Annotated in this window: 17 protein-coding genes; 13 read left to right on the top strand and 4 right to left on the bottom strand. The window is 70.3% G+C overall.

Annotated elements, in window-relative coordinates; translation table 11 throughout:
• Nucleotides 1–23: 23 nt before the first annotated feature.
• Nucleotides 24–962 (bottom strand): hypothetical protein, encoded by a 939-nt coding sequence (locus IOD14_RS30405; RefSeq protein ID WP_123988006.1) that lies wholly within the window; start codon nt 960–962, stop codon nt 24–26.
• A gap of 199 nt (nt 963–1,161) precedes the next feature.
• Here IOD14_RS30405 and argH point away from each other — a divergent pair, with 199 nt between their 5' ends.
• From argH to IOD14_RS30385, 4 genes are all read left to right on the top strand, one after another.
• Nucleotides 1,162–2,586: an argininosuccinate lyase gene (gene argH / locus IOD14_RS30400; RefSeq protein WP_212672058.1), complete on the top strand. Its 1,425-nt coding sequence runs from the start codon at nt 1,162–1,164 to the stop codon at nt 2,584–2,586.
• A 103-nt stretch (nt 2,587–2,689) separates the two neighbouring features.
• Nucleotides 2,690–3,661, top strand: a complete 972-nt coding sequence (locus IOD14_RS30395; RefSeq protein WP_123988004.1) for an aldo/keto reductase — start codon at nt 2,690–2,692, stop codon at nt 3,659–3,661.
• Nucleotides 3,662–3,744: 83 nt separating this feature from the next.
• Nucleotides 3,745–4,293 carry a TetR/AcrR family transcriptional regulator gene (locus tag IOD14_RS30390; RefSeq protein ID WP_212672057.1) on the top strand — a complete coding sequence of 183 codons (549 nt, stop codon included), beginning with the start codon at nt 3,745–3,747 and terminating at the stop codon, nt 4,291–4,293.
• Nucleotides 4,290–5,813: an MFS transporter gene (locus tag IOD14_RS30385; RefSeq protein WP_212672056.1), complete on the top strand. Its 1,524-nt coding sequence runs from the start codon at nt 4,290–4,292 to the stop codon at nt 5,811–5,813. Before IOD14_RS30390 ends, IOD14_RS30385 begins: the two co-directional genes overlap by 4 nt.
• Nucleotides 5,814–5,868: 55 nt before the next feature.
• On the opposite strand, the gene IOD14_RS30380 is transcribed toward IOD14_RS30385, so the two are convergent.
• Complete coding sequence (locus tag IOD14_RS30380) at nt 5,869–6,540, bottom strand: lysophospholipid acyltransferase family protein (RefSeq protein ID WP_031056138.1); 672 nt, start codon at nt 6,538–6,540, stop codon at nt 5,869–5,871.
• Nucleotides 6,541–6,911: 371 nt separating this feature from the next.
• On the opposite strand from IOD14_RS30380, the gene IOD14_RS30375 reads away from it, so the two are divergent.
• The 3 genes from IOD14_RS30375 to IOD14_RS30365 all read left to right on the top strand — a co-directional run bounded on the left by IOD14_RS30375 (nt 6,912) and on the right by IOD14_RS30365 (nt 9,203).
• Nucleotides 6,912–8,078: a glycerophosphodiester phosphodiesterase gene (locus IOD14_RS30375; RefSeq protein ID WP_212672055.1), complete on the top strand. Its 1,167-nt coding sequence runs from the start codon at nt 6,912–6,914 to the stop codon at nt 8,076–8,078.
• A 75-nt stretch (nt 8,079–8,153) separates the two neighbouring features.
• Nucleotides 8,154–8,660, top strand: a complete 507-nt coding sequence (locus IOD14_RS30370) for a sigma-70 family RNA polymerase sigma factor (protein WP_212672054.1) — start codon at nt 8,154–8,156, stop codon at nt 8,658–8,660.
• Between the two features lie 45 nt (nt 8,661–8,705).
• Nucleotides 8,706–9,203 carry a GNAT family N-acetyltransferase gene (locus tag IOD14_RS30365; protein WP_123987999.1) on the top strand — a complete coding sequence of 166 codons (498 nt, stop codon included), beginning with the start codon at nt 8,706–8,708 and terminating at the stop codon, nt 9,201–9,203.
• Nucleotides 9,204–9,266: 63 nt separating this feature from the next.
• On the opposite strand, the gene IOD14_RS30360 is transcribed toward IOD14_RS30365, so the two are convergent.
• Together IOD14_RS30360 and IOD14_RS30355 are read right to left on the bottom strand one after the other, a co-directional pair.
• Complete coding sequence (locus tag IOD14_RS30360; RefSeq protein WP_123987998.1) at nt 9,267–9,695, bottom strand: hypothetical protein; 429 nt, start codon at nt 9,693–9,695, stop codon at nt 9,267–9,269.
• On the bottom strand, nt 9,676–10,035 hold the full coding sequence (locus IOD14_RS30355) for a hypothetical protein (RefSeq protein WP_123987997.1): 360 nt from the start codon (nt 10,033–10,035) through the stop codon (nt 9,676–9,678). Before IOD14_RS30355 ends, IOD14_RS30360 begins: the two co-directional genes overlap by 20 nt.
• Nucleotides 10,036–10,104: 69 nt before the next feature.
• On the opposite strand from IOD14_RS30355, the gene IOD14_RS30350 reads away from it, so the two are divergent.
• From IOD14_RS30350 to cbiE, 6 genes are all read left to right on the top strand, one after another.
• Nucleotides 10,105–10,755: an HAD family hydrolase gene (locus IOD14_RS30350; RefSeq protein WP_123987996.1), complete on the top strand. Its 651-nt coding sequence runs from the start codon at nt 10,105–10,107 to the stop codon at nt 10,753–10,755.
• A 321-nt stretch (nt 10,756–11,076) separates the two neighbouring features.
• Nucleotides 11,077–12,108, top strand: a complete 1,032-nt coding sequence (locus IOD14_RS30345) for an ATP-binding cassette domain-containing protein (RefSeq protein WP_123987995.1) — start codon at nt 11,077–11,079, stop codon at nt 12,106–12,108.
• A complete protein-coding gene (locus IOD14_RS30340) occupies nt 12,105–12,830 on the top strand; it encodes a methionine ABC transporter permease (RefSeq protein ID WP_123987994.1) in 726 nt (241 codons plus the stop codon). The genes IOD14_RS30345 and IOD14_RS30340 overlap by 4 nt, the downstream gene beginning before the upstream one ends.
• A gap of 67 nt (nt 12,831–12,897) precedes the next feature.
• Entirely contained in the window at nt 12,898–13,728 is an 831-nt protein-coding gene (locus tag IOD14_RS30335) for a MetQ/NlpA family ABC transporter substrate-binding protein (RefSeq protein ID WP_212672053.1), read from the top strand.
• Nucleotides 13,729–13,885: 157 nt separating this feature from the next.
• Complete coding sequence (locus tag IOD14_RS30330) at nt 13,886–14,524, top strand: GNAT family N-acetyltransferase (protein ID WP_212672052.1); 639 nt, start codon at nt 13,886–13,888, stop codon at nt 14,522–14,524.
• Between the two features lie 118 nt (nt 14,525–14,642).
• Nucleotides 14,643–15,875: a precorrin-6y C5,15-methyltransferase (decarboxylating) subunit CbiE gene (gene cbiE, locus IOD14_RS30325; protein ID WP_123987992.1), complete on the top strand. Its 1,233-nt coding sequence runs from the start codon at nt 14,643–14,645 to the stop codon at nt 15,873–15,875.
• The last annotated feature ends 11 nt before the right edge of the window (nt 15,876–15,886 follow it).

Genomic DNA, 15,886 nt, shown 5'->3' with positions numbered 1-15,886 from the left:
GGGCGGCCACAGCGCCTGTCATCTCACTGGGTGAGCGAGCAGGCGGCCAGGGAGTCGAGACCCTGCGGCTTCTCCGCGGTGCGGCCGATGGAGATCGCGATGCGGTCGATGGTCGACTTCCGCTTGTCGGCCAGCGGGCCGAGGATGGCGTTCTGGACGAAGTTCGGTCCGCCCTGGCCGACGGTGTCGACGAGTCGCTTGTTGGCCTCGTCGATCTGGGTCTGCAGGAGGGTCAGGTTGCGGTCGACCTCGGCCTGCGCGGTCGCCGGGATCGCGGGCAGCTGCGAGGCCACGTCCGGGCAGGAGATGGCGCCCGCGGCGGCGGCACCGCCGGTGTCCTCGGCGGCTCCGCCCGTCTCCTCGCCGCCGGCCGCGTCACCCGCGCCCGCCTCCGCGCCGGCCCCTGCCTCCGCGCCGGCCCCTGCCTCTGCACCGGCGCCGGCCTCCGCGCCCGCCCCGGTCTCCTCACCGGCGCCCGCCTCCTGACCGGCACCCGTGTCGGCCGCGCCGCCGGCGTTGAGGGTGCAGGGCGCCAGCGCGTCCAGCCCCTGCGGCTTGTCCGCGGTACGGCCGATGGCGGTGGCGATGCGGTTGACCGTGGCGATCCGCTTGTCCTCCAGCGGGCCGAGGATGGCGTTCTGGACGAAGTTGGGCCCGCCCTGGCCGACGGTGTCGACGAGTCGCTTGTTGGCCTCGTCGATCTGGGTCTGCAGGAGGGTCAGGTTGCGGTCGACCTCGGCCTGCGCGGTCGCCGGGATCGCGGGCAGCTGCGAGGCCACGTCCGGGCAGGTGATGCTGCCGGGGCCGGCCAGCGTCCGGGCGCCGGTGGTGCTGTTCTTGTTGGAGGAGGTCTCCCCGGCGAGGGCGGTGCCGGCGACGATCGCCCCGGTCAGTGCGACGGCGGCGGCGCCGCCGATGATCGCCACGCGGCGCTTGTTGTACTTCGGAAGAGCCCTGGACATGCGGATGCCTCACTCGGGGTCGGGAAGTGGTCTTCGTTTACAAACGCGGCGCCTGCGTTCGGCGTGGAATACGGGCAAGCGGTTTCCGGTGTTCAAAGGGACCGCAAATTCTCTGCCGCCCCGAGCTCGAATTGACGAATCATGCAGGGCTCTGCATAATCATGCATAACCTGGAGTGCAGCGGTGAGGAGCAACGCAAGTGAGCAGCAACAGCGGTGACGTCCGGCTCTGGGGCGGTCGTTTCGCCGACGGTCCCGCCGAGGCCCTGGCCAAGCTGTCCGCGTCCGTCCACTTCGACTGGCGGCTCGCGCCGTACGACATCGCCGGCTCGCGTGCCCACGCGCGCGTGCTGCACAAGGCGGGCCTGCTGAGCGAGGACGAGCTCCAGCGCATGCTCGCCGGACTCGACCAGCTCGAGGCCGACGTGGCCGACGGCTCCTTCGTGGGCACGATCGCCGACGAGGACTGTCACACCGCCCTGGAGCGGGGCCTGCTGGAGCGGGTCGGCCCCGACCTCGGCGGCAAGCTGCGCGCCGGCCGTTCCCGCAACGACCAGATCGCGACCCTCTTCCGCATGTACCTGCGGGACCACGCCCGGATCATCGGCGGTCTGATCGCCGAGCTCCAGGACGCCCTGGTCGGCCTCGCGGAGGCGCACTCCGACGTGGCGATGCCCGGCCGCACCCACCTCCAGCACGCCCAGCCGGTCCTCTTCGCCCACCACGTCCTGGCCCACGTCCAGTCCCTGTCCCGGGACGCGGAGCGGCTGCGCCAGTGGGACGAGCGCACGGCGGTCTCGCCGTACGGCTCGGGAGCGCTCGCGGGCTCCTCCCTCGGCCTGGACCCGGAGGCGGTGGCCGAGGACCTCGGCTTCGAGCACGGATCGGTCGGCAACTCCATCGACGGCACGGCCTCCCGTGACTTCGTCGCGGAGTTCGCCTTCATCACCGCGATGATCGGCGTCAACCTCTCCCGGATCGCCGAGGAGATCATCATCTGGAACACGAAGGAGTTCTCCTTCGTGACCCTGCACGACGCCTTCTCCACGGGCTCGTCGATCATGCCCCAGAAGAAGAACCCGGACATCGCGGAGCTGGCCCGGGGCAAGTCCGGCCGCATGATCGGCAACCTGACGGGTCTCATGGCCACCCTCAAGGCCCTGCCCCTCGCCTACAACCGCGACCTCCAGGAGGACAAGGAGCCGGTCTTCGACTCCTGCGACCAGCTGGAGGTCCTGCTCCCCGCCTTCACCGGCATGATGGCCACCCTCACGGTCAACCGCGAGCGCATGGAGGAACTGGCCCCGGCCGGCTTCTCCCTCGCCACCGACATCGCCGAGTGGCTGGTCAAGCAGGGCGTGCCCTTCCGGGTGGCCCACGAGGTCGCCGGCGAGTGCGTCAAGGCGGCCGAGGCCGAGGGCAAGGAGCTGAACGACCTGACGGACGAGCAGTTCGCCAAGATCAGCGCCCACCTGACCCCGGAGGTCCGGTCGGTCCTCAACGTCCCCGGCGCCCTGGCGTCGAGGAACGGCCGCGGCGGTACGGCGCCCAGCGCGGTGGCGGTGCAGCTGGCAGAGGTGAAGACCGACGTCGCCGCTCAGCACCGGTGGGCCAAGCGCCTTTAGGGGCGCGAGGAACTGCGCGACCGGCCACAAAGCCGCCGCACCCGCCGAAGCGCCGCACAACCCACTTCATGAGGCGAAGGGCATCCCGAGCTACGTTGTCGGCATGCCCTTCGCCCGACTCGCCACAGCCACCACCCCCACCTGCCACATCGGCCTCGGCCTCGCCGCAGTGGGCCGCCCCGGCTACATCAACCTGGGCCGAGACGAGGACCTGGGAGACGACCGGAGCGTCGAGACGCTCCGCGCCCGCACCCACGAACTCCTCGACGCCGCCTACGCCCAAGGCGTCCGCTACTTCGACGTGGCCCGCTCCTACGGCCGCTCGGAGGAGTTCCTCGCGGACTGGCTCAACAGGAACCCCGGCCGGGACGACCTGGTCGTCGGCAGCAAGTGGGGCTACACCTACACCGCCGACTGGACCACCGACGCCGAGAAGCACGAGGTCAAGGACCACAGCGTCCGGACCTACGAGCGCCAGCGCGCCGAGACCGCCGAACTCCTCGGTGACCACCTGGACCTGTACCAGATCCATTCGGTGACCCCGGACAGCCCGGCCCTCACCGACAAGGAACTCCACGCGAGGCTCGCGGAGGCCGCCGCCGAGGGCACCACCATCGGCTTCTCGACCAGCGGCCCCGCCCAGGCGGACGCGATCCGCGCCGCACTGGAGGTGACGGTCGGCGGCGAACCCCTCTTCCGTACCGTCCAGTCGACGTACAACGCCCTGGAGACCTCGGCCGCCCCCGCCCTCGCCGAGGCGCACGACGCGGGTCTCACGGTGATCGTCAAGGAGGGCATGGCCAACGGAAGGCTCGCCGCACCGCACGCCCCCGACGCCCTGAAGGCCGTGGCGGAGGAGACGGCCCTCGGCTGCGACTCGGTGGCCCTCGCGCTCGTCCTCAGGCAGCCCTGGGCCGGAGTGGTCCTGTCCGGAGCCGCCACGACCAACCAGCTCGCCTCCAACCTCCACGCCGCCGTGGTCGACCTCGACGACGCACAGCTGTCCCGGCTCGCGGAGCTGGCGGAGGACCCGCAGACCTACTGGCAGCGGCGCGGCCGGCTGCCCTGGCACTGAGAAGAGCCCGGCCCGGCCATCCAGCATGAGACGCCCGTACCTCGTGTGAGACATCAACGTCTCACACGAGGTACTCTTGTCTCATGGCTGTCGATCGTGACCATGTGCTGCGCACCGCCGCGGCCCTGCTGACCCGCAAATCCACCGCGACCATGGACGAGGTCGCCAAGGGCGCCGGGATCAGCCGGGCCACGCTGCACCGCCACTTCGCGGGACGCGACGCGCTCGTGCGGGCACTGGAGGAGCACGGCATCGCCGAGTGCGAGGCGGCGCTGGACGCGGCCCGCCTCGACGAGGGGTCCGCGAGCGACGCCGTGCACAGGCTCGTACGCGAGATCGAGCCGGTCGCCGGCCTGCTCGCCTTCCTCTACGGCGAGAACGAGCTCTGGGAGGACGGCGAAAGCGATCCCTGGTCCCGACTCGACCAGCGGATCGCCACGCTGTTCGCGCGCGGACAAGGAAGCGGCGAGTTCCGCATCGACCTCACCCCGGCCTGGCTCACCGAAGCGCTCTACGGACTGGTCGCCTCGTGCGCCTGGGCCACGCAGGCGGGCCGGGTCGCCCCCAAGGACTTCACCCACATGGTCACCGAGCTGCTCCTCGGTGGCGCACTACGGAGAGAGGAATCATGACCAGCACCCTGCAGCCGGCGACCACGACCGAGGCGGTGAAGCGTCCCGGCCGGTGGCTCGCGCTGTCCGTCCTGGTGCTCGCCGTGCTGCTGGTGGCCGTCGACGCGACCGTCCTCGGCCTCGCGACCCCGTACATCAGCGAGGACCTCAGGCCGACCGGTACCCAGCTCCTCTGGATCGGTGACGTCTACTCGTTCGTCATCGCGGGCCTGCTGGTGTCGATGGGAAGCCTCGGCGACCGCATCGGCCGCAAGCGGATCCTGCTCATCGGCGCGACGGCGTTCGGCGCGATATCCGTCCTCAACGCCTACGCGACGACACCGGAGTTGATGATCCTGGCGCGGGCGCTGCTCGGCGTCGCCGGCGCGACTCTCATGCCGGCCACCCTGGCCCTGATCCGCAACCTCTTCCACGACCCGCGCGAACGCAGCCTCGCCATCGGCGTCTGGGGCGCGACCGCATCCGCCGGCACGGCGGTCGGCCCGATCGTCGGAGGCTTCCTCCTCGAACACTTCTGGTGGGGCTCGGTCTTCCTGATCAACCTGCCGGTGATGGCGGTCCTGGTCCTCGTCGGGATCAAGCTGCTCCCCGAGTCCCGCAACCCGAACCCCGGCCCCTGGGACATGGTCAGCGTCACGCTGTCCCTGGTCGGCATGATCGGCGTGGTCTACGCAGTCAAGGAGGCCGCGACCCACGGCCTCACGTGGGAGACGCTGACCGCGGGCGTCCTCGGCGGAGCCGCCTTGTACGGCTTCGTCCGACGCCAACTCACCCTCCCCACCCCTCTCCTGGACATGCGCCTGTTCCGCCACCGCGGCTTCAGCGGCGCCGTCCTGGCCGACCTGCTGACCATCCTCGGCCTCTCCGGCCTGGTCTTCTTCCTCTCCCAGTACCTGCAACTGGTCCAGGGCAGGCGCCCGCTGGAGGCGGGCCTGGCGGAACTCCCGGCAGCGGTGGGGGCCGTGGCGGCGGGCCTGGTGGCCGGTACGGTCGCCCGCAGGTACTCGGTACGCGCGGTGGTCTCCGGGGGCCTGGCCGCCATCGGCCTGGCCCTGGCGTCCCTGACCCTGCTCGACCAGTCCACGGGCTACCCCGTGCTGGGAGCGGCCCTCCTGTTCGTGGGCGTGGGCGCGGGCTTCTCGTTCACGGTGACGGCGGACGTGATCCTGTCGAGCGTCCCGAAGGAACAGGCGGGCGCGGCCTCGGCGGTCTCGGAAACCGCGTACGAACTGGGCGCGGCCCTCGGCATCGCCGTACTGGGCTCGATCGTGACCGGCGTGTACCGCGGCTTCGCGGCTCCGGCGGGCACCCCGGAGGGGGCGCACGAGTCGCTGGGCGGCGCGGTGGAGGCGGCGTCCGGGCTGCCGTCGAACACGGCTCAGGACCTGCTGGCGTCAGCCCGGGAAGCGTTCGTGGACGGTCTCGCCATCGCCGCGGGCGCAGGAGCCGTAGTCCTGCTCGCGACCGCGGCGGCGGCCTGGTTCATGCTGAAGGGCCAACGGCTCGACAAGGGCCGTTAGGGGTGCGGGGAACCGCGCAGGAAACCCCGCGCACCCGCACGGGACGACGAACCGGCTAGGCGGCCTTCGCCTTCGTGGCGTACATGTCCACGTACTCCTGCCCCGACAGGCGCATGACCTCGGTCATCACCGAGTCCGTCACGGCCCGCAGCACATACCGGTCGCGGTCCATCCCGTCGTACCGGGAGAACTCCATCGCCTCACCGAACCGCACGGTGACCCGGCCGGGCCGGGGCATCCCCGCCCCGCCCGGCTGCAACTTGTCCGTGCCGATCATCGCGAAGGGCACGACGGGTGCCCCCGTCATCAGGGTCAGCCGGGCGATACCCGTACGGCCCCGGTACAGCCGCCCGTCGGGCGACCGCGTCCCCTCGGGGTAGATCCCGAAGACCTTCCCCTCCTCGAGGACCCGCCGCCCGGTCATCAGCGCGGCCACACCCCCGCGGCCGCCGTCGCGGTCCACCGGGATCATGCCGACACCGGTGAAGAACCAGGCCATGAGGCGGCCCTTGAGGGACTTGCCGGTGACGTACTCGTCCTTGCCGATGAAGAACACCTGCCGGTCGCACACGAGCGGAAGGATCATCGAGTCGATGAAGGTGAGGTGGTTGCCGGCCAGGATGACGGGACCGTCACCCGGGATGTGCTCCGCGCCCTCCACCTGTGGGCGGAACATCAGGCGCATGATCGGTCCGAGCACTGCCTTGATGAGCGCGAAGCGGGACAACGGGCCCTCCGGTGTCAAGAGAACGGCCAGGGAAACTGTATGAGTCTGTGCAGGTGAGGACATTACTCGCGGCTCAGGGGATCGTGCACATCGGGCGCTCGGGGTTCACCGAGGTCTTACGCACTGTTGACACTCGTTTACCTGCGCGTGGACCCCGTCTTCTGCCGGAAACCCGGGCGGAACGATGTGACGGACGTCGCCTCGACCGACGCGTACCCCTGCTCGCCGCCCTGAAGCCGACGAACCATCAGACATCTGTTCCCATGCGACATCCCACGTCACCCGTGTGTTCCGCCGAGGGTCTCCCGTCCGTCATGGACACGGACCTACGATCGGCGCGCATCGAAGAGGCGACGGCAGGAGGGGTCCACATGGGATCGCAGGACGAGCACACGGACGGCACCGCACGGCGGGCACTTCTCGGGGCCGCGGTGTTCGGCGCAGGGGGAGCGGTCCTGGGCCTGTCCGGCACGGCGAGAGCCGCGACCGCGGGAACCGCGGGACACGGCGGCGGACTGAAGAGCCTGCCCGTGCCGACGGTCATCGGCCACCGGGGCGCCAGCGGCTACCGCCCCGAGCACACCTTCGGCTCCTACCAGCTCGCCCTCGACCTGGGCGCCGACGTCGTCGAGGCCGGCGACCTCGTCCCCACCCGGGACGGCCACCTCGTCTGCCGCCACGAACCGGAGATCGGCGGCACGACCGACGTCGCCGACCACAAGGAGTTCGCCGACCGGAAGAGGACGAAGGTCCTCGACGGCGTCTCCCTCACCGGCTGGTTCACCGAGGACTTCACGCTCGCCGAGCTCAAGACGCTCCGCGCGATCGAGCGCATCCCGGCCAACCGCCCGCACAACACGCTCTACAACGGCCGCTGGGAGATCCCCACCTTCGAGGAAGTCCTGAAGTGGCAGGACGAGCAGACCCGTAAGCGCGGCAAGCAGGTCTGGATCTACCCCGAGACCAAGCACCCCACCTACTTCCGCAGGCTCGGCCTCGGCCTCGAGGAGCGGGTCGCCAAGCTCCTGCACAAACACGGCAAGGACCGCCGGAACTCCCCGGTCATCCTGCAGTCCTTCGAGCCGACCAGCATCCAGCGCCTGAACAAGCTGATCGACAACCCGCTCGTCGTCCTCCTGTCGGCCGCGAACACCCGGCCCTGGGACTTCGTCGAGGCCGGTGACCCGCGCACCGTGGCCGACCTGATCACGCCCAAGGGCCTCAGGGAGATCGCCGGCTACGCCCAGGGCATCGGCCCGACCCTCGACCTGGTCATCACGAAGAAGGCGGACGGCAGCCTCGACAAGGAGACCACCCTGGTCGCCGACGCGCACAAGGTCGGGCTGATCCTGCACCCCTACACCATGCGCAACGAGAACCCCTTCCTGCCGACGGAGTACCGCAAGGGAACCGACGCGGACGCCTACGGAGACGCCTTCGGCGCCTTCAAGCGGTACTTCGCCACCGGCATCGACGGCGTCTTCACCGACAACGCCGACACCGGCGTCCTGGCCCGCCAGGACTTCGTCAACGGCTGAGCCCCCGCCCCCCGATGGGGGTGACTTGCGGCCGCCCGGGCAACCCATGGCCCGGGCGGCCGTGTCGTACCGCATATGACCCACGACCTGGTCGCCACCCTGCGCCCGCTGCTCACCGCCGAGGCCTCTGCCGAGGCACATGCCACCGGTACGGAACCCGCCGATCTTGAACAGGCGGTCTGGCTCCGCCTCCTGGAGCACCTGGAGACCCAGGGCCCGCCCCTCGACCCGCCCGGCTGGCTGCGCCGCGCCGTCCGCTCCGAGTCCCGCCGCAGCCGCCGTACGACCCGTCGCGAAAGGCCGTACGACACCGAACCCGCGGCCGACCACGAGCGCACCCCCGAACAGCTCACGCTCGCCGCGGCCCGCCACCGGGCCCTGCACGACGCGGTGCGCCGTCTGCCCGGCCGCTGCCCCTCGCTCATGGCGGCCCTCCTCTCCCCGAGGGACCTCACCTACCGGGAGATCGCGGGGGAGTTGGGTATCTCACAGGGCAGTCTCGGTCCGGAACGTTCCAGATGCCTGGGATGTCTTCGGCGATTGCTCTCGCCGGAGGTTGCGGCGCACCGGGTGCGGGGATAGGAGTGGGGGACAACAGGCGATCAGGTGAGCGGGAGGCGTGCGCACATGGGCATGAGCGTGACCATCTCTGCGGCGGCCGAGCAGGACGCGGAGCAGATCTTCAGGCTGCAGTACCTGTGCTTCCAGAGTGAAGCGGCGCTGTACGGCAACTACCGCATCGATCCGCTCGTCCAGACCCTGGACTCGGTCCGCGCGGAGGTGGTCTCGGACTGCGTCTTCGTGGCCCGCCTGGGAGAAGAGGTGGTCGGCTCGGTCCGCGGCCGCGTCACCGAGGACGGCTCGGCCGCCATCGGCAAACTCTGCGTCCACCCCCGCCTCCAGGGCCACGGCATCGGCGCGAGGCTCCTCCGGGCGGCGGAAGCGGCTCTGGCGGACGAGCGCGGAGCGACGAGCTTCCGCCTCCACACCGGCCACCGCAGCGAGGGCAACCTCCGCCTCTACCGCAAGGTCGGCTACCAGACGGTGGGCACGTCGGAGGGCGCGGACGGAGTCCCGATGATCGTCCTGGAGAAGCCCGCAGGAACATATGCGGCCACCGCATGAGTCTTTAGGGGCGCGGGGAACTGCGCGACCAGCCGCAACGGACCGGATGCCGCCAGACGAACCTCAGGCGGCATCCCCGTCCGGCGCACCCTTCCGCAGCCAATAGATCGCCGACAGCGGAAGCAGCACGGGGATGAAGAGGTATCCGATCCCGAAGTCCGACCACACGGTCGCATCGGGAAACGCGGACGGCTCGACCAACGTCCACGTCCCCACCGTCAGCACGCCCAGCAGCTCAACCACACAGCACACCAGCGCCGCCTTACGGGCCGTCTCTCCACCCCGCACCAGCGAGTAGGTGATGAACCCGTAGACGACACCCGCCACCGCGGACAGCGAATATGCCAGCGGCGCCCGGTCGAACTCGGTGGAGATCTGCACCGCCGACCGCGACACCGCCCCGACCACCATCACCCCGTACAGCCACACGAGCAGCGTCCCCGGCCCACTGGTCAGCCGTCGCCGACGCACGTCAGCCTCCCCAGATGTCATAGAGCCGCACCTCCAGAACGGCCAGCACCACACCGCCGGCGGCGACCGTCACCGATCCCCACCGCGTCCGCTCCGCGAGCGACATGAACCCCGCCGCCGGTACGCACGCGAACGCGCCCAGCAGATAGGCGACGAAGATCGTCGTCCCCTGCTCCGGCTTCTCGCCCCGCGCCAACTGCACGATCCCGACGACCAGCTGGACCAAAGCCAGCGCCGACACCACGGCCATCCCGATGAAGTGCCAGTCCTTGGTCGGCTGGTCACGGTACGCGGCCCAGCCGCACCAGGCGGCCAGCAGCAGCGCGGCGACGCCGGTCACCAGCGTCAGGACATCAAACATGCGGCGAGCCTATTACGGTCCAAAAGGCCTGATGCGGCCGCCCCCGCCGGGCACCGTAGGGTCGAAGGCATGAAGATCCACGCCGAAGCCCTCCTGTTCGACAACGACGGAACCCTCGTCTCCTCCCTCGAATCCGTCGACCGCTGCTGGACGCGCTGGGCCGAGGAGTTCGGCATCACCCGTGAGGCCTTCGACCGGGTCGAACTGCACGGCCGCCCGGCCGTCGAGATAGCCGCCGACCTGCTCCCCGCCGACGTCGTACCGCGGGCCCTCGCGCGGATCGAGCAGCTGGAGGTGGAGGACGTCCCCAACGGCGGGGTGCATCTGCTGCCCGGGACCAGGGCCTTCCTCGACTCCCTGCCCGCCGACCGCTGGGCCGTCGTCACCTCCGCCACCCGCCGTCTCGCCGAGGCCCGGCTGGAAGCGGTCGGCATCCGCCCCAAGACCCTGGTCGCCGCCGACGACGTCACGCGCGGCAAGCCCGACCCGGAGCCCTATCTGCTCGCCGCCCGTGAACTCGGCGTCGACCCGGCCCGCTGTGTCGTGTTCGAGGACGCCCCCGCGGGCCTGCGCGCCGGCCGCGCCGCCGGGATGACGACCGTGGCCTTGACCACAACCCACCGGGCACACGAACTCGACGCCGACCTGGTGGTCGAGAACCTGTCGGCCCTGTCGGCACTGGTCACCACCGGGAACGTGGAGATCTCCGTCCGCTCCTGAACCCCTGTCCACCGCTGTCCGCGATGTGGACAGCGGGTTCTTGGTCGCTCCCATACGTCTGCTTTACTGATCGCATGACCACGACGAGCTGCCGCACCCTTGCGACCGAGGCGACCATGACGCCCGGTGCTCGTTGTATGTGTCGAATGTGCGCCTGTTAGAGGGCCCTCGCATCACCCCTTGAGCCTCGCGCCCCGAAGCGAGCCACCCCGGCACGTCCGTTCGCGCTGAACGCCGTACGAGACCCATGTGCCCGCGCACGACTTCTCTCCCGTACCAGGGCACACCCACGCCCGCGTACTCGACAGTGACGGAAACCCAGTGATCACGACAACAGGCCTGACCAAGGTCTACCGCTCGCGCGGCCGTGAGGTCACCGCCCTGGACGGCGTCGATCTGCACGTCCGCGAAGGCGAGGTGTACGGCGTCATCGGCCAGTCCGGCGCCGGCAAGTCCTCGCTCATCCGCTGCGTCAACCTGCTGGAGCGCCCCACCGCCGGCACGGTGACCGTCGCCGGACAGGACCTCACCGCCCTCGCGGGCCGCGGTCCGCGCGCAGGCAAGGAGCTGCGGCAGGCGCGCAGCCGTATCGGCATGGTCTTCCAGCACTTCAACCTGTTGTCCACCCGGACCGTCCAGGACAACGTCGAGCTGCCGCTGGAGATCCTCGGCAGGTCCGGCAAGGAGCGCTCCCGCAAGGCACTCGAACTGCTGGACCTCGTCGGGCTCGCCGACAAGGCGGGCGCCTACCCGGCCCAGCTCTCCGGCGGGCAGAAGCAGCGCGTCGGCATCGCCCGCGCCCTGGCCGGCGACCCCAAGGTGCTCCTGTCCGACGAGGCCACCAGCGCCCTCGACCCCGAGACCACCCGCTCGATCCTCCAGCTGCTGCGCGACCTGAACCGGCAACTGGGGCTCACCGTCCTGCTCATCACCCATGAGATGGACGTCGTGAAGTCGGTCTGCGACTCGGCGGCCCTGATGGAGAACGGCCGCATCGTCGAGTCCGGCACGGTCAGCGAACTGCTCGCCACCCCCGGCTCCGAACTGGCCTCCGCGCTCTTCCCCGTCGGCGGCGAGGCCACCGGCGAGGACCGGACCGTCCTCGACGTCACCTTCCAGGGCGAGGCGGCGACCCAGCCGGTCATCTCCCAGCTGTCGCGCACGTACAACATCGACATATCGATCCTCGGTGCCGCCATCGACACCGTCGGCGGCCTCCAGGTCGGCCGGATGCGCATCGAACTGCCCGGCCGCTACGAGGACAACGTCGTGCCGGTCGGCTTCCTGCGTGAACAGGGCCTTCAGATCGACGTCGTCGGTGAGCCCCAGCTGGTGAAGGAAGGTGCCAAGTGACCTGGTCCGAGATGCAGCCCCTGCTGGAGCAGGCGTGTTGGGACACCCTGTACATGGTCGGCTGGTCCACCGTCATCGCCGTCGTGGGCGGACTTCCGCTCGGTGTGCTCCTCGTCCTCACCGACCGCGGCGGCCTCCTTCAGAACGTCGTCGCGAACAAGGTCATCGGGCAGGTCGTGAACGTCGCCCGCTCGATGCCCTTCATCATCCTGATGGTCGCGCTGATGGGCTTCACCCGCTCGATCACCGGCACGACCATCGGCCGCGAGGCCGCCATCGTGCCGCTCGCCATCGGCGCCATCCCCTTCTTCGCGCGTCTGGTCGAGACGGCTGTCCGCGAGGTGGACGGCGGGCTCGTGGAGGCCGTGCAGTCGATGGGCGGCAACACCTGGACGATCGTCCGCAAGGTCCTCGTGCCGGAGGCGCTGCCCTCGCTGATCGCCAGCACCACGACCACGATCGTCGCTCTCATCGGCTACTCCGCGATGGCCGGCACGGTCGGCGCCGGCGGCCTCGGAGACATCGCCATCCGCTACGGCTACCAGCGCTTCGAGACCCAGCTCATGTGGATCACCGTCGCGATCCTCGCCGTCGTCATCTCGCTCATCCAGTTCGCCGGCGACTACGCGGCCCGCTCGCTGCACAGCCGCGGCGGACGCTCCGGTCCGGCACCGAAGCTGCGGCTGCTGAAGGCATCCACGGCGGACACCAAGACCGTCTGAGACACCCCCGATTTCCCCGTGCACCCGTACGCGGGGTTCGCTGCACCCAAAAGGAAAGGCACTTTTCGTGCGTAACACCGCAAAGCTCTCCACTGCCCTCCTCGCCACCGGGGCCCTCGCCCTCGGGCTCAGCGCCTGCGGCTCGTCCGGCTCGGACTCCGCCGCCGACACCAGCGGAGCGCTGGTCGTCGCCGCGAGTCCCACCCCGCACGCCGAGATCCTGAACTACGTCAAGGAGAACCTGGCGAAGAAGGCGGGCCTCGACCTGGAGGTCAAGGAGTTCACGGACTACGTGACCCCGAACACGGCCACGGAGGACGGCTCGGTCGGCGCCAACTACTTCCAGAACCAGCCGTACCTCGACGACTTCAACAAGAAGCGCGGCACCCACATCGTGCCCGTCGTCACGGTCCACCTGGAGCCGCTCGGCCTCTACTCCCACAAGGTCAAGAGCGCCGACGCCCTCAAGAGCGGCGCGACGATCGCCGTCCCGAACGACAGCGTGAACGAGGCGCGCGCCCTCAAGCTGCTCGCCGCGAACGGTCTGATCACCCTCAAGGACGGCGTGGGCAACGAGGCCACCCCCTCCGACATCACCAAGAACCCGAAGAACCTCAAGTTCAAGGAGCTGGAGGCGGCCCAGACCCCGCGCTCACTCGACGACGTCGACGCGGCCGTCGTCAACGGCAACTACGCCATCGAGGCCGACCTCAAGCCCGCCAAGGACGCCCTCGTCCTGGAGTCCGCGAAGAACAACCCCTACGGCAACTTCCTCGCGGTCAAGGAGGGCAACCAGGACGACCCGCGCGTGAAGAAGCTCGCCAAGCTGCTGACCTCCCCCGAGGTCAAGAAGTTCATCCAGGACAAGTACGCGGGCTCGGTCATCGCGTCCTTCTGAGCGGCGCAAGGCTACCGGCGCGTATACGACGTATCGCCACGCACGGGGTCCACTCCGTCACCAGGTGTGGGCCCCGTGATGCGGTTCGGTGCTTTCATGCTGCATGCTGGGCAGTTCAGCAGGCCCTGCAGGTTTTCCGACGGTTACGGAGTGGCGCATGAGTGGCACCTTCCCCAACATCTCCATCAGCACGGAGCGGTTGGTGCTGCGCCCCCTCGACGAGGACGACGTGCCCGCGCTGGCCGAGATGATGAACGACGAGCAGGTCGGGGCCTGGACCGATGTGCCCCAGCCCTACAGCGAGGACCAGGCGCGCGGCTGGATCACACGGTACGCGCCGACCGAGCGGGAGGCGGGCCGCGGACTCGACCTCGCCGTCACCGAGTTCCTCACCCAGCGCCTGGTCGGCATCGTCCAGCTCGCCAAGACCAACTGGCACGTCCGGTCCACCGAGTTGTCGTACATCATCGCCCCCTGGGCCCGCGGTGAGGGCTACGCCTCCGAGGCCGCCCTCGCCACCGCCCAGTGGCTGTTCACGGACCAGAAGTTCGAGCGGATCGAGCTGCGCACGGCGGCCGACAACACCGCCTCCCAGCAGGTCGCCCAGAAGATCGGCTGTATCAGCGAGGGCGTCCTGCGCGGCGCCTGCATAGCGCACGTCCGCGCCGACGACGGCACCTGGAGCGACGTCCGCACCGACTTCATCGTGTGGAGCCTGCTGCCCGAGGACCTCGACGGAGCGGGCGACCAACTGGCCGACACGGACGGCTTCACGACGTACTCAGACTGGAACTGACCCGATTCGAACCAAGGCCGGCGAAAGTGCTTCCGGTGAGCACCGGGTACCCTCACGGAGCCGCCCGCAGGCTGCCCACCGACGACGGCCCGCGCACACCCCTGGAGACTGAGAGACGATGGCCGACCGGGTCACGGTGATCGGCTGGGACGGCTCGCCGCTGACCGCCGCGGCACGCTCCGCCCTCGGCGCCGCCACGCTGGTCGCGGGCGCCGCCCACCACCTGGCACTCCCCGAGGTGCCCCCCAACGCCGAACGCATCCGCCTCGGCAGCGTCGCCCTCGCCGCCCGCCGCATCACCGGCCACCGTGGCAGCGCGGTCGTGCTCGCCGACGGCGACCCCGGGTTCTTCGGAGTCGTACGGACCCTGCGCGCGCCCGAGTTCGGCCTGGAGGTCGAGGTCGTCCCCGGTGTCTCCTCGGTCGCCGCCGCCTTCGCGCGGGCCGGCATGGCCTGGGACGACGCCCAGGTGGTCGTCGCGCACCGGCGCACCCTGCGACGCGCAGTGAACGTGTGCCGGGCCCACCCCAAGGTCGCCGTCCTCACCTCGCCCGGTGCCGGGCCCGCCGAACTCGGCCTGCTGATGGAGGGCGTCCACCGCACCTTCGTCATCTGCGAGGAACTGGGCACCGACCGCGAACAGGTCACCGTCGTCACCTCCGACAAGGCCGCCGACCACACCTGGCGCGACCCGAACATCGTCATCGTCATCGGCGGCACGGCTCCCGTGACGCCGGACGGCGGCTGGATCGCCGGCCGTGACCCGGCCGCCGCGCCGCGCGGCTGGACCCTGCCCGCCGAGTCCTACGGCGGTCTCATGGGCGAAGGCGAACTGGAACCGCTGCGCGCGGCCCAACTCGTCCGCCTGGGACCGCGCGTCGGCGACCTGGTGTGGGACATCGGATGCGGCAGCGGCGCCTTCGCCACCGAGGCCGCCCGGGCGGGGGCCGCCGTCATCGCCGTCGACCGCGACCTCAGGGCCTGCGAACGCACCGAGGCCAACGCCCGCGCCTTCGGACTCCAGGTCCAGATCGTCCCCGGCACCGCTCCGCACGTACTGGAGAACCTGCCCGAACCGGACGTCGTCCGGGTCGGCGGCGGGGGAGTGGCCGTGGTCTCCGCGGTCGCCGACCGCCGCCCGCAGCGCATCGTCGCCCACGCGGCCACCCGCGACGAGGCCGAACTCGTCGGCCGGGACCTCACCGAACACGGCTACCGCGTCGAATGCGCCCTGCTCCAGTCCGTCGAACTCGACACCAGGGCCTGGACGGAGACGGAACGGAGCGTCGCGTTCCTGCTCAGCGGGGTTCTCCCGGACCGCACGGCCCGACCCGGTGCGCCCTCCCCGTGATCCTGTTGTCG

It is taken from the genome of Streptomyces sp. A2-16, from assembly GCF_018128905.1.
Taxonomy (GTDB): Bacteria; Actinomycetota; Actinomycetes; order Streptomycetales; family Streptomycetaceae; genus Streptomyces.
The sequence above is the reverse complement of the archived record's forward strand: the minus strand, read 5'-3'. Positions and strand labels throughout refer to the sequence as shown.

Coding starts and splice junctions, on each gene's coding strand:
- IOD14_RS30370 (WP_212672054.1), top strand. CDS start 8,154: ATGACCCACGACCTGGTCGCCACCCTGCGCCCGCTGCTCACCGCCGAG.
- cbiE (WP_123987992.1), top strand. CDS start 14,643: ATGGCCGACCGGGTCACGGTGATCGGCTGGGACGGCTCGCCGCTGACC.
- IOD14_RS30365 (WP_123987999.1), top strand. CDS start 8,706: ATGGGCATGAGCGTGACCATCTCTGCGGCGGCCGAGCAGGACGCGGAG.
- IOD14_RS30385 (WP_212672056.1), top strand. CDS start 4,290: ATGACCAGCACCCTGCAGCCGGCGACCACGACCGAGGCGGTGAAGCGT.
- IOD14_RS30355 (WP_123987997.1), bottom strand. CDS start 10,035: ATGTTTGATGTCCTGACGCTGGTGACCGGCGTCGCCGCGCTGCTGCTG.
- IOD14_RS30375 (WP_212672055.1), top strand. CDS start 6,912: ATGGGATCGCAGGACGAGCACACGGACGGCACCGCACGGCGGGCACTT.
- IOD14_RS30395 (WP_123988004.1), top strand. CDS start 2,690: ATGCCCTTCGCCCGACTCGCCACAGCCACCACCCCCACCTGCCACATC.
- IOD14_RS30390 (WP_212672057.1), top strand. CDS start 3,745: ATGGCTGTCGATCGTGACCATGTGCTGCGCACCGCCGCGGCCCTGCTG.
- IOD14_RS30360 (WP_123987998.1), bottom strand. CDS start 9,695: ATGACATCTGGGGAGGCTGACGTGCGTCGGCGACGGCTGACCAGTGGG.
- IOD14_RS30330 (WP_212672052.1), top strand. CDS start 13,886: ATGAGTGGCACCTTCCCCAACATCTCCATCAGCACGGAGCGGTTGGTG.
- IOD14_RS30405 (WP_123988006.1), bottom strand. CDS start 962: ATGTCCAGGGCTCTTCCGAAGTACAACAAGCGCCGCGTGGCGATCATC.
- IOD14_RS30350 (WP_123987996.1), top strand. CDS start 10,105: ATGAAGATCCACGCCGAAGCCCTCCTGTTCGACAACGACGGAACCCTC.